This is a genomic window from Micromonospora rosaria, from assembly GCF_001567585.1.
GTDB classification, from domain to species: domain Bacteria; phylum Actinomycetota; class Actinomycetes; order Mycobacteriales; family Micromonosporaceae; genus Micromonospora; species Micromonospora rosaria.
Genome location: NZ_LRQV01000007.1, coordinates 35,560 through 51,781, shown reverse-complemented (window position 1 = coordinate 51,781; position 16,222 = coordinate 35,560). Strand labels below are relative to the sequence as shown.

The 16,222-nt window shown below is 72.9% G+C and carries 15 protein-coding genes; 6 read left to right on the top strand and 9 right to left on the bottom strand.

The annotated features are described in order from the left end of the window. Positions 1–126: 126 nt before the first annotated feature. Both AWW66_RS03930 and galT read left to right on the top strand, forming a co-directional pair. On the top strand, positions 127–936 hold the full coding sequence (locus AWW66_RS03930) for a DeoR/GlpR family DNA-binding transcription regulator (RefSeq protein WP_067360055.1): 810 nt from the start codon (positions 127–129) through the stop codon (positions 934–936). Next, positions 933–2,015 carry a galactose-1-phosphate uridylyltransferase gene (galT, locus tag AWW66_RS03925; protein WP_067359978.1) on the top strand — a complete coding sequence of 361 codons (1,083 nt, stop codon included), beginning with the start codon at positions 933–935 and terminating at the stop codon, positions 2,013–2,015. Before AWW66_RS03930 ends, galT begins: the two co-directional genes overlap by 4 nt. A 366-nt stretch (positions 2,016–2,381) precedes the next feature. Here the strand turns inward: galT and AWW66_RS03920 are convergent, their stop codons facing one another. The 5 genes from AWW66_RS03920 to purN form a co-directional block, all read right to left on the bottom strand. Further along, positions 2,382–3,599 (bottom strand): NADP-dependent isocitrate dehydrogenase, encoded by a 1,218-nt coding sequence (locus AWW66_RS03920; RefSeq protein ID WP_067359976.1) that lies wholly within the window; start codon positions 3,597–3,599, stop codon positions 2,382–2,384. A gap of 269 nt (positions 3,600–3,868) precedes the next feature. Next, on the bottom strand, positions 3,869–4,819 hold the full coding sequence (locus tag AWW66_RS03915) for a malate dehydrogenase (protein ID WP_067359974.1): 951 nt from the start codon (positions 4,817–4,819) through the stop codon (positions 3,869–3,871). 169 nt (positions 4,820–4,988) lie between these two features. Then, entirely contained in the window at positions 4,989–5,849 is an 861-nt protein-coding gene (locus AWW66_RS03910) for a bifunctional methylenetetrahydrofolate dehydrogenase/methenyltetrahydrofolate cyclohydrolase (protein ID WP_067360053.1), read from the bottom strand. 208 nt (positions 5,850–6,057) lie between these two features. Further along, entirely contained in the window at positions 6,058–7,629 is a 1,572-nt protein-coding gene (gene purH, locus AWW66_RS03905) for a bifunctional phosphoribosylaminoimidazolecarboxamide formyltransferase/IMP cyclohydrolase (protein ID WP_067359972.1), read from the bottom strand. Next, positions 7,626–8,246 (bottom strand): phosphoribosylglycinamide formyltransferase, encoded by a 621-nt coding sequence (gene purN, locus AWW66_RS03900; protein ID WP_067359970.1) that lies wholly within the window; start codon positions 8,244–8,246, stop codon positions 7,626–7,628. The genes purH and purN overlap by 4 nt, the downstream gene beginning before the upstream one ends. Before the next feature lie 258 nt (positions 8,247–8,504). Here purN and AWW66_RS03895 point away from each other — a divergent pair, with 258 nt between their 5' ends. Next, positions 8,505–9,056 carry a DUF4190 domain-containing protein gene (locus AWW66_RS03895; protein WP_067359968.1) on the top strand — a complete coding sequence of 184 codons (552 nt, stop codon included), beginning with the start codon at positions 8,505–8,507 and terminating at the stop codon, positions 9,054–9,056. A gap of 98 nt (positions 9,057–9,154) precedes the next feature. On the opposite strand, the gene AWW66_RS03890 is transcribed toward AWW66_RS03895, so the two are convergent. Then, positions 9,155–10,501, bottom strand: a complete 1,347-nt coding sequence (locus tag AWW66_RS03890; RefSeq protein ID WP_067359966.1) for a cell division protein PerM — start codon at positions 10,499–10,501, stop codon at positions 9,155–9,157. Positions 10,502–10,695: 194 nt separating this feature from the next. On the opposite strand from AWW66_RS03890, the gene AWW66_RS03885 reads away from it, so the two are divergent. Then, positions 10,696–10,956 (top strand): hypothetical protein, encoded by a 261-nt coding sequence (locus AWW66_RS03885; protein WP_067359964.1) that lies wholly within the window; start codon positions 10,696–10,698, stop codon positions 10,954–10,956. 125 nt (positions 10,957–11,081) lie between these two features. Here AWW66_RS03885 and sucD read toward each other — a convergent pair whose 3' ends face one another. From sucD to icmB, 3 genes are all read right to left on the bottom strand, one after another. Next, a complete protein-coding gene (gene sucD / locus AWW66_RS03880) occupies positions 11,082–11,969 on the bottom strand; it encodes a succinate--CoA ligase subunit alpha (RefSeq protein WP_067359962.1) in 888 nt (295 codons plus the stop codon). A gap of 1 nt (position 11,970) precedes the next feature. Further along, entirely contained in the window at positions 11,971–13,149 is a 1,179-nt protein-coding gene (gene sucC, locus AWW66_RS03875) for an ADP-forming succinate--CoA ligase subunit beta (RefSeq protein ID WP_067359960.1), read from the bottom strand. Between the two features lie 413 nt (positions 13,150–13,562). Further along, entirely contained in the window at positions 13,563–13,967 is a 405-nt protein-coding gene (gene icmB / locus AWW66_RS03870) for a coenzyme B12-dependent isobutyryl CoA mutase small subunit (RefSeq protein ID WP_067359958.1), read from the bottom strand. Positions 13,968–14,393: 426 nt separating this feature from the next. Between icmB and AWW66_RS03865 the strand changes: the two genes are divergently transcribed. Then, positions 14,394–15,110, top strand: a complete 717-nt coding sequence (locus tag AWW66_RS03865) for a M23 family metallopeptidase (protein WP_067359957.1) — start codon at positions 14,394–14,396, stop codon at positions 15,108–15,110. A gap of 272 nt (positions 15,111–15,382) precedes the next feature. Continuing rightward, positions 15,383–16,201, top strand: coding sequence for a M23 family metallopeptidase (locus AWW66_RS03860; RefSeq protein WP_067359955.1), 819 nt, complete (start codon positions 15,383–15,385; stop codon positions 16,199–16,201). The last annotated feature ends 21 nt before the right edge of the window (positions 16,202–16,222 follow it).

Here is a 16,222-nt window from a genome sequence, read left to right as displayed (position 1 = left end):
GCACCACCGGCCGACCACTCGGGGGCGCGGACCGGTCGTTCAGCCCACTACCACCCCCATCTCCTGCGCGCTACTGTTCGCACCTGTTGGAACGCGTCCGGGCGCGTGACATTCGTGGGGGTGTGGATGCTGGCACGGCAGCGGCAGAGCGCGATCCTGGACCGGGTCCGCACGGCGGGCGGGGTCCGGGTCGGCGAGTTGGCCGCCGCGTTCGGCGTCTCCGACATGACCATCAGGCGGGACCTGGAGACCCTGCACGAGCGGGGGCTGCTGGCGAAGGTGCACGGCGGCGCCACGGTGACCGGGGCCGGCTCGACCGACGAGCCCGGCTTCCGCGCCAAGTCGGTGCGCCAGCTCCCGGAGAAGGAGGCCATCGCGGCGCGGGCGGCCGGGCTGGTCCGGCCCGGCGCGGCGGTCGCGCTCTCCGCCGGTACGACCACCGCCGCGCTGGCCCGCCGGCTGGTCGACGTACCCGGGTTGACGGTGGTGACCAACTCGCTGCCGGCGGTGGAGATCCTGCACGCCGGGGGCCGACCGGACCAGACCGTGATCCTCACCGGCGGGGTGCGGACCCCGTCCGACGCCCTGGTCGGGCCGCTGGCCGTGACGGCGATCCGCTCGCTCCACCTCGACCTGCTCTTCCTCGGCGTGCACGGGATCAGCGAGCGAGCCGGGTTCACCACCCCCAACCTGATGGAGGCGGAGACCGACCGCGCCCTGGTCGCGGCGGCCGACCGCCTGGTGGTGCTCGCCGACCACACCAAGTGGGGGACGGTGGGCATCTCCTCCATCGTCCCGCTCTCCTCGGCGCACGTGCTGGTCAGCGACGACCGGCTGACGCCGGAGGCCCGCCGGCTGCTCAGCGACGAGGTGGGTGAGCTGATGATCGTGCCGGCCGGACCGGGCCGCACGGCGGACGGAGGGACGACCGGGTGAAGCGGACGAGCATCGAGCTGGCCGACGGCCGCGAGCTGATCTACTTCGACGAGCGCGACGACGCGGTCCGGGACCAGCCGGACCGGCGGGACCTGCCGCCCCCGTCCCCCGCCTCGCAGTTGCGGTACGACCCGCTGACCGACGAGTGGGTGGCGCTGGCGGTGCACCGGCAGACCCGGACCTTCCTGCCGCCGGCCGACCAGTGCCCGCTCTGTCCCGCCACCCCGTCCTGGGCCGGCGAGATCCCCGCACCGGCGTACGACGTGGCGGTCTTCGAGAACCGGTTCCCCGCGTTCGGCCAGCGGATCGCCGACGAGCCCACCGGGATCACCCCGTACACGCCGGTGCGGCCCGGCCGGGGGCGGTGTGAGGTGGTCTGCTTCACCGACGACCACCACACCTCCTTCGCCCAGTTGCCGCCACGGCGGGTCCGTACCGTGCTGGACGCCCTCGCCGACCGGACCGCCGCCCTGGGTGAGCTGCCCGGCGTGGAGCAGGTGTTCTGCTTCGAGAACCGGGGCGTGGAGATCGGCGTGACCCTGCACCACCCGCACGGGCAGGTCTACGGGTACCCGTTCCTGACCCCCCGGACCCGGAGCATGCTGGCCGCCGCCCGCCGGCACGCCGAGGCCACCGGCGGGGGCAATCTCCACGCCGACGTGCTCGCCGCCGAACGCGCCGCCGGGGACCGGGTGGTCGCCGCCAACGAGCACTGGACGGCGTACGTCCCGGCGGCGGCCCGCTGGCCGTTCGAGGTGCACCTCGCGCCGCACCGGGTGGTACCCGACCTGCCCGCGCTCACCGACGCCGAACGGGACGCCTTCGGGCCGCTCTACCTGGATCTGCTGGGCCGCTTCGACCGGCTCTTCGACGTGCCCATGCCGTACATCTCGGCCTGGTACCAGGCCCCGGTCCGGCTCGACCGCGAGCTGGCGTACCTGCACCTGCAGTTGTTCAGCATCCGGCGGGCGGCGGACAAGCTGAAGTACCTGGCCGGCTCGGAGTCGGCGATGGGCGTCTTCATCAACGACGTCGCCCCGGAACGCGCCGCCGACCTGCTCCGCGCCGCCGGCCGGTAAGGAAGGGCCCCCTGTTAACGCTTCCGGTAGAGCAGGGGCCCCTTGTTAACACCCAGGATGCCGGGCGCGGGGCCGGGCCGGGGGCGAGTGGCATGCGCGGACGCGGGCGCAGACAGGGCGAAGGGGCAGACAGGGCGCGGGGGGCCCGGGACAGGGCCCCCCGCAGGGAAGGGACGGCTGGCTGTGTGCTCGACAGCCGGGAAGGCTGGCTGATCGGCACTCGTGCCGCGAGGCGACCGCGGTCAACCTTCCTGGACGCGACTGGCATCACGTCCACCCAGCTCAACGATCCGTCAGCGGCACGGTGACGCCGACGGGCCCACCGGCACGGTGCGGCCGGTGGGCCCGTCGGGAGCGGTACGGAGATCAGGCGGCGAGCTTGCGCGCCAGGTTCTCGTCCAGGGTGTTCATGAACTCGTCGGTGGTCTGCCACGGGGCGTCCCGCGAGATGAGCAGCGCGAGGTCCTTGGTCATCTGGCCGCCCTCGACGGTGTCGACGATGACCTGCTCCAGGGTGGTGGCGAACTCGGTGACCGCCGGGGTGCCGTCCAGCTTGCCCCGGTGGGCCAGGCCCCGGGTCCAGGCGTAGATGGAGGCGATCGGGTTGGTCGAGGTCTTCTCGCCCTTCTGGTACTGCCGGTAGTGCCGGGTGACCGTGCCGTGGGCGGCCTCGGCCTCGACGGTCCGGCCGTCGGGGGAGAGCAGCACGGAGGTCATCAGGCCGAGCGAGCCGAAGCCCTGCGCGACGGTGTCGGACTGCACGTCACCGTCGTAGTTCTTGCAGGCCCAGACGTAGCCGCCCTCCCACTTCAGGGCGGCGGCGACCATGTCGTCGATCAGCCGGTGCTCGTAGGTGATGCCGGCGGCGTCGAACTCGGTCTTGAACTCGGTCTCGAAGACCTCGGCGAAGATGTCCTTGAACCGGCCGTCGTACGCCTTGAGGATGGTGTTCTTGGTCGACAGGTAGACCGGGTAGCCCCGGTCCAGGCCGTACCGGAACGAGGCGCGGGCGAAGTCCCGGATCGACTCGTCGAAGTTGTACATGCCCATCGCGATGCCGCCGCCGGGGAAGTTGGCGACCTCCAGCTCGACCGGCTGCGAGCCGTCGGCCGGGGTGTAGGTGATGGTGACCGTACCCGGGCCGGGGACCACGAAGTCGCTGGCCTTGTACTGGTCGCCGTGGGCGTGCCGGCCGATGATGATCGGCTTGGTCCAGCCCGGCACCAGGCGGGGCACGTTCGACATGATGATCGGCTCACGGAAGACGACACCGCCGAGGATGTTGCGGATGGTGCCGTTCGGCGACCGCCACATCTTCTTCAGGCCGAACTCCTCCACCCGGGCCTCGTCCGGCGTGATGGTGGCGCACTTGACGCCGACGCCGTGCTCCTTGATCGCGTTGGCGGCGTCGATGGTCACCTGGTCGTCGGTCGCGTCACGGTGCTGGATCGAGAGGTCGTAGTAGTGCAGGTCGACGTCGAGGTAGGGCAGGATCAGCTGCTCCCGGATCTGCTTCCAGATGATCCGGGTCATCTCGTCGCCGTCGAGCTCCACGACCGGGTTGTTTACCTTGATCTTCGCCATCGGCCGGCGCTCCTCTCGGGGGACACGTGCTCAAGCAGTACGAGCGTACTGGAAACGGGCCGGCACCCCCCACCCACCCTCACCACCGGGAGACACCGCCCCACCACCACCCTGCCCGCCACCCCCCTGCCCCGTCTCGTCGAGCAGGGGAATCGCGTCCGGAAACCGCGCCGCAGAACGCAGCTCCCCCGATCGACGAGGCGGGCCGGGGAAACCGCCGAGGGGCGGACCGGCTCAGCGCCGGCCCGCCCCTCGGCGGTGTACGTGGATCACATCGAGGCGACGTCGGCCTGCTTGGCGCGGACCGCCTCGGCGGCCTCCTTGAGGCTGGCCAACTCGTCGGCGTCCAGGTCGGTCTCGACGACCCGCTTGACGCCCTCGGCCCCGATCGCCGCCTCGACGCCCAGGTAGACGCCGGAGATGCCGTACTCGCCGTCGACCCAGGCGCAGACCGGCATGACCTCGCCGGAGTCCTCCGCGACGGCCTTCGCCATCCGGGCCGCGGCGGCCGACGGGGCGTAGTACGCCGAGCCGGTCTTGAGCAGCGCGACCACCTCGGCCCCGCCGTTGCGGGTCTTGACCACCAGCTCCTCGATCTGCTCGGCCGGCATGGCGTCGCGCAGCGGGGCGCCGTTCACCGTGCTCTGCGACGGCACCGGGACCATGGTGTCGCCGTGCGAGCCGAGGGTGAGCGTCTTCACCGACTTCACCGGCACGCTCAGCGCCTCGGCGACGAAGTTGGTGAACCGGGCGGTGTCCAGCATGCCGGCCTGGCCGAGCACCCGGTTGTGCGGGAACTGGGTGGCGATCTGGGCCAGCGCGGTCATCTCGTCGAGCGGGTTGGAGACCACGATGACGACCGCGTTCGGGGCGTACTTGGCGACGTTCTCGGAGACCTGGCGGACGATCTTGGCGTTGGTCTCCAGCAGGTCCATCCGGCTCATGCCCGGCTTACGGGGCAGACCGGCGGTGATCACCACGACGTCCGAGCCCTCGATGGCCTCGTAGCCCTCGCCGTTCGGGCCGGTGGTGGCACCGACGACCTTGGTCTCGAAGCCCTCGATCGCCCGCGACTGGTTGAGGTCCAGTGCGAGACCCGCGGGCTTGCCCTCCACGATGTCGGTGATGACGACGGTGTCGAAGACGTCGTACTCGGCCAGGCGCTGCGCGGTGGTGGAGCCGTAGAAGCCGGCCCCGACGACAGTGACCTTCTTACCCATGGTCGTCCCACTCCCTGATACCAGTCGGTTTTCCGGACCGTATCAGTCATCCTGGCACCGAGCAGGCCAGGGGCGGACGGATATGACGTCGCCGGCACCACTCTCGGTTAAGAAGGGGCCCCTGCTCTGCGGAATGCGTTAACAGGGGGCCCTTCCTTACCCGCCGGGCTTACCGCTGTTCGGCGCGCTCGACGACGTTGGTGAGGAGCATGGCCCGGGTCATCGGGCCGACCCCGCCGGGCATCGGGGCGAGCGCCCCGGCGACCTCGGCGACCTCCGGGTCCACGTCACCGGTGTACCGGCCCTTGCCGTCCGGGCCGATGACCCGGGTGATGCCGACGTCGACCACCACCGCGCCGGGCCGGATCATGTCGGCGGTGAGCAGGCCGGGCACCCCGGCCGCGACGATCACGATGTCCGCCGCCCGGGTGTGCGCGGCGAGGTCCAGGGTGCCGGTGTGGCAGAGGGTCACCGTGGCGTTCTCGCTGCGCCGGGTGAGCAGCAGGCCGAGCGGCCGGCCCACCGTGTTGCCCCGGCCGACCAGTGCCACCTTCGCGCCGCGCAGCGGCACGTCGTACCGGCGGAGCAGCTCGACGATGCCGCGCGGGGTGCAGGGCAGCGGGGCGTCGTACCCGAGCACCAGCCGGCCCAGGTTGACCGGGTGCAGCCCGTCGGCGTCCTTCTCCGGGTCGATCAGCTCCAGCGCCCGCTGGGTGTCCAGGTGCCCGGGAAGCGGCAACTGGACGATGTACCCGTGGCAGGCCGGGTCGGCGTTCAGCTCGGCCAGGACCGCGTCCACCTGCTCCTGGGTGGCGTCGGCGGGCAGCTCCCGGCGGATCGAGGCGATGCCCACCTCGGCGCAGTCACGGTGCTTGCCGTTGACGTACGCCTGGGAGCCGGGGTCGGCGCCCACCAGGACCGTACCCAGTCCCGGGGTGATGCCGCGCTCCGCCAGGGCCTTGACCCGGGTCCGCAGCTCGTCCTTGATCTCTGCCGCTGTCGCCTTGCCGTCCAGAACCGTCGCCGTCACGACTCCGATCGTCTCACGTCCGACGGGCACGCCCGCGACGACCCGGCAGACGGGACCGCCGCCGGCCAGGGCCACCGGGGCCGGCCGGACCAGCCGGCGGACCGACCGGCCGGCGGGGGCGGACCGGCCGGCAGATGACGGACCGCCCGGCACCCCGGGCGCGGTCGCGCGCCGTGCGGGTGCCGGGCGGTGTGGTCGTGCGCCGGGATCAGTGGAAGAAGTGCCGGGTGCCGGTGAGGTACATGGTGAGGCCGGCCTCCTTGGCGGCGGCGACGACCTCCTCGTCGCGGATCGAGCCGCCCGGCTGCACCACCGCGCGCACCCCGGCGTCGGCGAGGATCTTGAGGCCGTCGGCGAAGGGGAAGAACGCGTCCGAGGCGGCCACCGCGCCCCGGGCCCGGTCCGCACCGGCCCGGCTGACCGCCAGGTTCGCCGAGTCGACCCGGTTGACCTGGCCCATGCCCACCCCGACGGTCGCCCCGTCGGTGGCCAGCAGGATCGCGTTGCTCTTCACCGACCGCACCGCCCGCCAGGCGAAGACCAGGTCACGCAGGAGCGCCTCGTCGGCCGCCTCCCCGGTGGCCAGCCGCCAGGTGGCCGGGTCGTCGCCGGCCGCGTCCACCCGGTCGGCCATCTGCACCAGCACGCCGCCGCTGACCTGCCGCCACTCGGCCGGCGCCGGGCTCCAGGCCGGCGCGCGCAGCAGCCGCAGGTTCTTCTTGGCGCGCAGCACGTCCAGCGCGTCGGCCTCGAACTCCGGCGCCACCAGGACCTCGGTGAAGATCTCCGAGACCTGCTCGGCCAGCGCGACGGTGACCGGCCGGTTGACCGCGATCACCCCGCCGTAGGCGCTCACCGGGTCGCAGGCGTGCGCCTTGCGGTGCGCCTCGGCGACGTCCGCGCCGACCGCGATGCCGCACGGGTTGGCGTGCTTGATGATCGCCACGGCCGGCTGGTCGGCGAAGTCGTTCGCCGCCCGCCAGGCGGCGTCCGCGTCGACGTAGTTGTTGTACGACATCTCCTTGCCGTGCAACTGCTCCGCCTGGGCCAGCCCCACGGGGGAGCCCGGGTCGGTGTAGAGGGCCGCCGCCTGGTGCGGGTTCTCCCCGTACCGCAGGGCGCGGTCGGGACGCAGGGCCATCCCGGCGAAGCCCGGCCACTCCAGGTCGGCCGGGCCGAGCTGGACGGCGCACCAGTTCGCCACCGCGATGTCGTACTCAGCGATGTCGGCGAAGGCCCGCGCGGCCAGCGCCCGGCGCTGGGTCAGGGTGAACCCGCCGTCGCCGAGGGCGGCCAGCACCGCCGGGTACGCGGCCGGGTCGGTGACCACCGCGACGGAGGCGTGGTTCTTCGCGGCGGCCCGGACCATGGCGGGCCCGCCGATGTCGATCTGCTCCACGCACTCCTCCACGCCCGCGCCGGAGGCGACCGTGGCCTGGAACGGGTAGAGGTTGGAGACCAGCAGGTCGATGCCGGCGATGCCGTGCTCGTCGAGCTGGGTGGCGTGGCTCTCCTTGCGCAGGTCGGCGAGGAGGCCCCCGTGGATCTTCGGGTGCAGGGTCTTCACCCGGCCGTCGAGGATCTCCGGGAAACCAGTCACCGTCTCCACCGCGGTCACCGGCACCCCGGCCGCCGCGATCGTCGCCGCGGTGCTGCCGGTCGAGACGATCTCCACCCCGGCGTCGTGCAGGGCCGTGGCCAGCTCGACCAGACCGCTCTTGTCGTAGACGCTGACCAGCGCCCGCCGGATCGGGCGGCGCTGGTCCGCAGTGGCACTCACGGTACGGTGACCTTTCTTCCGGTGATCGTCCAACCACGGCGGACCAACCGACCGACCTGCTCGACGAGCTGACCGCGTTCGGCTTCCTTGATCCGCTCGGTGAGCGTCTCCTCGTCGTCGCCGTCGAGCACCGGCACCGCGACCTGCGCGACGATCGGACCGGTGTCCATCCCGGCATCGACGAAGAAGAGGGTGGCCCCGGTGACCTTGACGCCGTAGGCGAGCGCGTCGCGGGGGCCGTGGATGCCGGGGAACGCCGGCAGCAGCGTGTTGTGCGTGTTCAGGTACCGGTCGCCGAAGGCGGCCAGGAAGCGCGGCCCGACCAGCTTGAGGAAGCCGGCCGAGACGACCAGGTCCGGCTTGTGCTCGGCGACCTGCGCGGTGAGCGCGGCGTCCCAGTCCTCGCGGGTGGGGTGGTCCTTCACCCGCTCGACGAAGGTCGGCACCCCGACGGCGGCGGCCCGGTCCAGGCCGGCGATGCCGTCCCGGTCGGCGCCGACGGCGACCACCCGGGCTCCGTACGCCGGGTCGGCGCAGGCGTCCAGGAGCGCCTGGAGGTTGCTGCCGGAGCCGGAGACGAGGACGACGAGACGGGCGGCGGACGCGGGGTCGGTCACGCGGTCACCATATCGGGCGCGACGCGAGGTCCGTCGGCTGGGCGGACGACGTCGGTACCCCCCGAATGTCGCAACGACCAGGTACGCTGCCGGTCGCTCGGTATCCGACGTGGTGCGGTCCCGCTCCCGTGCTGCGCGCTCGGTGTCCTGGCGCGACCATGGTTCCGGTGGGGCCCACGTGATGGTCCCGGTGGGACCCACGTCATGGCTCCGGTGGAGCCCACGTACTGACAGTCACCAGCCAAGGAGCAGTCCGACATGCAGCCCGGCAACCCCGGTCAGGATCCGTACGGCCAGCAGCCCTCGTCGGGCCAGCCCTACGGCCAGCAGCCCACTTCAGGGCAGCCCTACGGCCAGCAGCCCACCTCGGGGCAACCGTACGGCCAGCAGCCCACCTCGGGGCAGCCCTACGGCCAGCAGCCCTACGGCCAGCCCGACCCGTACGCCCCGCCGCCGCAGGCGCCGTACGGCCAGCCCGACCCGTACGGGCAGCAGCCCGGGTACGGCGCCCCCACCTACCCGAACGCCGGGTACCCGCAGCCGGCCGGGCAGAACAACACCCTGGGCCTGCTGGCGATGATCCTCGGCATCGCGTCCATCCCGCTGGCCTGCTGCTACATGGGCATCCCGCTGGGCATCGCCGGCCTGGTGCTCGGCTTCCTCGGCAAGCAGAAGGCCGACCAGGGGCAGGCCGCCAACGGCGGTCAGGCCAAGGCCGGTCTGATCTGCGGCGGGATCGGCATCGTGCTCGGCATCCTCCAGATCATCGCGATCGTGGTGCTGAACGTGAACGCGCCGACCGGCGTCTGAGTCCACACCGACCGCGCGAGGGGCGTTCCGGCTCGTCCGGGGCGCCCCTGGCGCACGCCACCCCTGGGCACCCTCCCGCGCCACCGCTGGGCGCGGGGTCACCGCCGGGCTTGGGTCACCGCTGGGCGTCCTCGGCTCGGGGTGAGGGCGCGGGTGGCCGCGGCGCCGAGCACCGCGCCGACGGTGACGACGGCGGTGGTCACGGCGGCCACCTGCCAGGGCACCGGGCCGATCTCGGCGAGCCGGCCGGCCCCCAGCGAGCCGCCGGAGACCAGCGCCGCCGCCGCCAGCACCACGCCGGCCACCGGCCCGGCCAGCGCGGCCGGACCGAGCAGCGCCGGCCAGTCGAGCCGGTGCCGGTCCTCGGTGCCGGCCCGGCCGGAACCGAGCCGCTGTCCGGCCGTTCGCAGCAGCCGGCGGGCCAGCAGCCAGCCCGCCGCCATCGCGGCGAGGACCGGCACCGCGAGCAGCGCCGCGCCGAACCCGTCCACCGGGCCGCTGGGCAGCCCGGCCAGCAACGGGATGGCCGGCAGCCCGCCGACCGACACCTCACTGGTCCGGACCACGGTGCCGGTACCGACGGCGAAGCCGGGGCCGAGCAGGTAGCTGATGGACCAGACGGTGGCGTTCGGCGCGTAGCCGAGGCTGACCAGGGTGACCCCGGCCTGCCCGGCCACCCCGGTCCGGTAGGCCCCGATCATGTCGGCGGCGTCCCCGCCGCCGGTCGCCACCGCCAGTCCGGCCGCGCCGCCCCCCGCCGCGAGCAGCAGCAGCGCGGCGACCAGGCCGGTGCGGATCCCGTCGCGCAGCACCGGCGGCACGCGTTCGGCCAGCAGGGCGGTCACGTCCGTGGTCCGGGCCGCCCCGACCAGCGCCGCGAGGGTGCCGAAGGCGGCGAGGGTGAGCCCGGCCCGCACCGGTGACGCCCGCACCTCGCCGGTGCCGGCCAGCGCCGCCGCGAGCGCGCCGAGCAGGCCGTACCCGATGCCCACCGCGACGGCCACGGTGACCGTCCGGCGGGGCGAACGGCCGTTGCGGGCGCCGATCGCCCGGCTGACGTGCACCCCGGCCCGGACCAGCCGCCAGGCGGCGAGCGCGGTCAGCACCAGGGGGGCGAGGTGCAACGGGCCGGCCGGGGTGGTCAGCGGCACCCCGTGCCCGAGCAGCCAGCCGGCCAGCCCGGCGAGCAGCGCCCCGGCGACGGCGGCGGCGTCCTCGCTGAGCTGGGCCAGCCCGAGCACGAGCGCGACCGGCAGGTACGAGGTGAGCGCGGCCCAGCCGGCGGCGACTGCGGCGGCTAGGGCGAGCGGGGCCCGGCGGGGCGGCCGGGGCCCACCGGGCCGGGGCGCCGGCACCCGCCGTTCCCGCCCGGCAGGGTCGACCGGCCGGGCTCCGGCGTGCACGCCGGTGGAGCGGCGGGGCTGGTCAGGGGGGACGGAGGACATCGGCTCTACTCTGGCATGTCGCGCGCCGATCGGCAGTCCGGTATCTCCCGCGACGCCAACTCCCGCCCGAAAAGGCGGCGGTCCACCACCCGGCGGGCAGTTCCGCGATCTCCCCGCCCGGCGTACGGATCCGGTTTAGCCTCGGCCCAGGACGCGACCGTCACCGTCGCGGCACCGACCGCTCGGAGGAAGCCGTGAACGCTCCGTATCCGCCGTCGCCGCCACCGGCCGCGGGCCGGGACCGTACGACGCTCTGGGGTGTGCTGGGCATCGTCCTCGGCCTGCTCTGCTGCGGGGTCCTCGGCATCCTCTTCGGGTACCTGTCGGTCCGGGACGCCAAGCGGTTCGGGCAGTCGCCGGTCCTGGGCTACCTGGCGATCGCCTTCGGCGTGATCAACATTATCGGGAGCTGGGTCCTCCGGTCCACCGGCAACTACCCGTTCTGGAACCGCTGAGCAGGAGGCGAGCGGGCCGGACCGGGGTCAGGGAGGCCGGGGCCGACCGGGGCACGACGGTGGGCCGGAGACGACCGAGGGAGCCGACCACAGCGGTCGGCTCCCTCGCGGTGCGTCGTACCCGTTCAGCCGGCGGACATGATCTCCCGCATCAGCTTGGCGGTCTCGGTCGGCGTCTTGCCGACCTTCACCCCGACCGCCTCCAGCGCCTCCTTCTTCGCCTCGGCGGTGCCCGCCGAGCCGGAGATGATCGCGCCGGCGTGCCCCATGGTCTTGCCGGGGGGCGCGGTGAAGCCGGCGATGTAGCCGACCACCGGCTTGGTCACGTTGGCCTTGATGAAGTCGGCGGCCCGCTCCTCGGCGTCGCCGCCGATCTCACCGATCATCACGATGGCGTCGGTGTCCGGGTCCGCCTCGAACGCGGCCAGCGCGTCGATGTGGGTGGTGCCGATGATCGGGTCACCGCCGATGCCGACGCAGGTCGAGAAGCCGATGTCGCGCAGCTCGTACATCATCTGGTAGGTCAGCGTGCCGCTCTTGCTGACCAGGCCGATCCGGCCGGCGCCGGTGATGTCGGCCGGGATGATGCCGGCGTTGGAGGCCCCCGGGGAGGCGATGCCGGGGCAGTTCGGGCCGATGATCCGGGTCTGCTCGCCCTTGGCCACGTTGTACGCCCAGAAGGCGGCGGTGTCGTGCACCGGCACGCCCTCGGTGATCACCACGGCCAGCGGGATGCCGGCGTCGATCGCCTCGACCACCGCGCCCTTGGTGAACTGCGGCGGCACGAAGATGACCGTGACGTCGGCCCCGGTCTCCTTCATCGCGTCCGCCACCGAGGCGAAGACCGGCAGCTCGGTACCGTCGAAGTCGACGGTCTGCCCCGCCTTGCGCGGGTTGACCCCACCGACGACGGTGGTGCCGGCCGCGAGCATCCGCCGGGTGTGCTTGGACCCCTCGGAGCCGGTCATCCCCTGCACGATGACCTTCGAGTCCTTGGTCAGCCAGATAGCCATCTCAGTTCCCCGCAGCCGCCAGCTCGGCGGCCCGCTCGGCCGCGCCGTCCATGGTGTCGACCCGCTGCACCAGCGGGTTGTTCGCGCCGTCGAGGATCGCCCGACCGGCCTCGGCGTTGTTGCCGTCGAGCCGGACGACGAGGGGCTTGGTGACCTTCTCGCCCCGCTGCTCCAGCAGCGCCAGCGCCTGCACGATACCGTTGGCGACCTCGTCGCAGGCGGTGATCCCGCCGAAGACGTTGACGAAGACGCTGCGCACCGCCGGGTCGGAGAGCACGATCTCCAGACCGTTGGCCATCACCGCGGCGCTCGCGCCGCCGCCGATGTCGAGGAAGTTCGCCGGCTTGACGTCGCCGTGCCGCTCACCGGCGTACGCGACCACGTCGAGGGTGGACATGACCAGGCCCGCGCCGTTGCCGATGATGCCGACCTCGCCGTCGAGCTTGACGTAGTTGAGGTCCTTCTCCTTGGCGGCCTGCTCCAGCGGGTCCACGGCGGCCTGGTCGACCAGCGCCTCGTGGTCGGGGTGCCGGAACGCGGCGTTCTCGTCGAGGGTGACCTTGGCGTCGAGCAGCAACAGCCCGCCGTCCTTGGTCGTGGCCAGCGGGTTCACCTCGACCAGCGTGGCGTCCTCGGCGACGAAGGCCTGCCAGAGCTTGACCGCGACGTCGACCACCTGGTCGGCGACCTCGGCGGGGAAGCCGGCGGCGGTGACGATCTCCCGCGCCTTGGCCTCGTCCACGCCGGTGACCGCGTCGATCGGGGCCTTGACGACTCGCTCCGGGGTCTCGGCCGCGACCTGCTCGATGTCCATGCCGCCGGCGACGCTGGCGATGCAGAGGAAGGTGCGGTTCGCCCGGTCGAGCAGGTACGAGAAGTAGTACTCCTCGGCCACGTCCGCGGTCACGGTGATCATGACCTTGTGGACCGTGTGCCCCTTGATGTCCATGCCCAGGATGTCGGTGGCGCGGGCCACCGTCTCCTCGGCGCCCTCGGCGAGCTTGACGCCACCGGCCTTGCCCCGGCCGCCGACCTTCACCTGCGCCTTGACGACCACCCGACCGCCGAGGCGTTCGGCGATCGCGCGGGCCTCCTCCGGGGTCGTGGCGACGCCGCCGGCGAGCACGGGCAAGCCGTGCCGCTCGAACAGGTCCCGCCCCTGGTACTCGTACAGGTCCACGATTGCGCGTCCCGTCCCGTCTCCGCGGCGCGCCGTCGCGCCGCCACCAGCGTTGTGGAAAACATCCTGACGCCTGTCATCAGTTGAAGCAGGCCATTGGCGCAGCCTAGCGAGGCGGACGGCACCGGCAACCGAGCGGGTACACGGTGTGCCGTACTACACAGCGGCAATGTTCGGAACGGGTGCGTAACCCCCGGCCGGAGGCGTCGTTGAGTCAGATGTCGGAGCGCTGAGCACAGCGCGAGGACGGGAGCGGCCGATGCCCTGTCGGTCGAGGGGTGGCGGCGGGGCATCGTGCATAGAGGGGCCGGACGTGTGAGGGGTGCGTCCGGCCCCTCCCCCCTGTCCGTAAACCCCCGCCGGCTGTCCGGAGCCCGCCGGCTTCCCCACCCGGGCGTCGGGCCCGCCGGGCGTCAGGCGACCGGTTGCGCCACGTTCTGCCGTACCCACTCGACGATGGACGTGGTGGTCGCGCCCGGGGTGAAGATCTTGGCGACGCCGATCCGCGCCAACTCCGGCAGGTCGGCGTCGGGGATGATGCCGCCGCCGAAGACGACGATGTCGCGGGCGTCCCGCTCGTCGAGGAGTTCCAGCACCCGCCGGAAGAGCGTCATGTGCGCGCCGGAGAGCACGGAGAGGCCGACCGCGTCGGCGTCCTCCTGGATCGCGGTCTCGACGATCTGCTCCGGGGTCTGGTGCAGGCCGGTGTAGATGACCTCCATGCCGGCGTCCCGGAGGGCGCGGGCGACCACCTTGGCACCACGGTCGTGCCCGTCGAGGCCCGGCTTGGCGACGACGACCCGGATACGAGAGCTCATCAGCGCACACCCTTCCCGGTTCCGCGGCCGTCAGCCGGCCGAGCGGCCCTCACCTGAACGAACGGTAACCCGGCGGACCCGGTCCGGGGAATCCGGGAAGGGGCCACCGCGCCGGGAGCGGTCCGGCCCGACCCGCCGGGTACCGGGCGACGATTCGGACATCGACGTGGTCACGGTCACCGTGTGCGACATTCGAGCGGTAACGAGGCCCCCCAGTAAAGGTGACGAGATGCCACACTTAGGGGCGAATCTGGACATAACTGAACGGGGATTTCGGCGGTGCCGCTTGTGACTCCTGTGGCTGTTGGCTACCGTGTCCACGGTTGTCATCAGGTCTTAGGACGGGTGACGACGCGGCCCACCGACGTTCACCAGCGACACGAACCCGGGACGACCGCTTCGGATCCCCGACAACGGAGGGTGTGCGTGCGCCAGCGCCTGTCGTCTGAGCCGGATCGATATCGCGGTCGCCGCCGCGTACCCACCCCCCCGCGTAGCCGCTACGCAGCCGTCGTCACCACCGCCTTCGTCGGCGCCGGTGTGGTGGCCCTCGGCGCCGGCGCCCTGCCGGACGCCAAGAGCGTCAGCCCCTCCGTCCTGGACGAGCTGCGGCAGTCCTCGGCCCTCAGCGAGGACATCGCGGCCCGGGGCGAGTCCGCCGACCGGGCCTCCCGGGACAGCGGGCGCGGTGGCGCGGACGAGGCCAGCGAGGACGGCATCTGGCTGCTCCCGCTCCAGGGCTACGACTTCAACTCCCCGTACGGCATGCGCTGGGGGAAGCTGCACACCGGCGTCGACCTGGTCGCCCCGGAGGGCACCCCGTACGTCGCGATCCACGGCGGGAAGGTCACCAAGGCCGGCTGGTTCGGCGGCTACGGCAACGCCGTGATCGTCCAGCACCCCGACGGCAGCGAGGCCATCTACGGTCACTCCGCGGCGGTGAGCGTCAAGGAGGGCCAGCAGGTCAAGGCGGGCGACCAGCTCGGACTGGTCGGCAACACCGGCCACTCCTACGGCGTGCACCTGCACCTGGAGGTGCATGTCAACGGCAAGCCGCAGGACCCGGTGCCGTGGCTCCAGGAGCGCGGAGTGGACATCAAGCTGCAAGTCGAGGCATTTTACAGCGACGTAGCCGCCTCCTGACGCTCCGTACCGCCCGTCGACCGCCCGGATCAGCCGATCCGGGCGGTTTCTCGTGCGGACACCCGGACAGATATGTCGCTCGTCACAGCCGCAAAAGTGAGCAGCGCCACGTCGCATCATGATCACTTTTCGGGACGGAACGGTCTGACCTGGGACGTAACCGGACAGCAGTCACCGGCGTCACCGCCGGTGAGTCCCACACCCCTACCCGGTCCCGGTCCCGCCCACACCAGTATTTCCCGGGTCAGTGCCCCCGACCGGGAAGGTCAACCGTGCCGGACGAGAACCTCACCCCCCGCGAGCGGATCGGCAGCACCCCGGCCCGCCACCGGCGACCACTGCGGGTCGCCGGCCGTACTCCCTGGCTGGTCGCCGCAGCGGTCGCGCTGGTCGGCGTCGGCATCGGCGGTGTCGCCGTCACCGCCGGCGGCCCCGACGGGCCGGAGCCCGGCGCCGTCGTGCTGGACGCCGAGGCCCTGGCCGCCGAGCGCGCCGACGCCGTCGAGCGCGCCGACCGGGCCGCCCGTGAATCGGCCAGCCCCACCCCCACGCCGGCCCCGTCGACGGCGAGCCCGTCGGCCAGCCCGACCAGCGCGGCCCCGAGCAGCGCGGCCCCCACCCGCACCGCCACCGCCAAGGCCAGCACGAAGGCCGCGCCGAAGCCGGTGAAGACCACCAGCGCGCCGAAACCGGCCTGGGTCAACCCGATGCCCGGCGCGGCGGTCACCTCCTGCTACGGCCCCCGCTGGGGCACCCTGCACGCCGGCATCGACCTCGCGCTGCCCGCCGGCACCCCGGTCCGCGCCGCCGCCGCCGGCACCGTGGACAAGGCCGGCGACGTCGGCGACGGCTACGGCATCTCCGTCGTCGTCGACCACGGCAACGGGTACCTGACCCACTACGCCCACCTGAGCCAGGCGGCGGTCGACGTCGGCGCGAAGGTCACCGCCGGTCAGCGGATCGGCAGCGAGGGCTCCACCGGCGACTCCACCGGCCCGCACCTGCACTTCGAGGTGCACCAGGGCGCGATGTGGAACCAGATCGACCCGGCCCCGTTCATGCGCGCACGCGGCGTCGACCTGGGCTGCTGACCCCGGCCCGCGCCGGCCGGG